Raw genomic sequence first — 210 nt, forward strand, 5'->3', positions numbered from 1 at the left:
TCATCGAAGGTCATGTGCCCGCCAGCGACGTGGACCGTCTGCTCGCCGAGCGACCCGATGCCAAAGGGCTTACCGTCCCCGGCATGCCTGTCGGTTCCCCCGGTATGGAAATGGGCGACCGCAAAGATGCCTATGATGTGCTGTTGTTCGATGAAGACGGCACCCAGGTCTTCAGCCACCATCCCGGCAACTGATCCCCCTGTAGGAGCA

1 protein-coding gene is annotated in these 210 nt (G+C 61.4%); it reads left to right on the plus strand.

Annotated features, from left to right (window positions below):
* A partial coding sequence (locus tag B3Q33_RS10045; RefSeq protein ID WP_286827511.1) for a DUF411 domain-containing protein occupies positions 1-194 on the plus strand: 194 nt, incomplete at its 5' end.
* Positions 195-210 lie beyond the last annotated feature (16 nt).

The organism is Alcanivorax sp. UBA3183, assembly GCF_002364155.1.
Lineage (GTDB): Bacteria > Pseudomonadota > Gammaproteobacteria > Pseudomonadales > Alcanivoracaceae > Alcanivorax > Alcanivorax jadensis.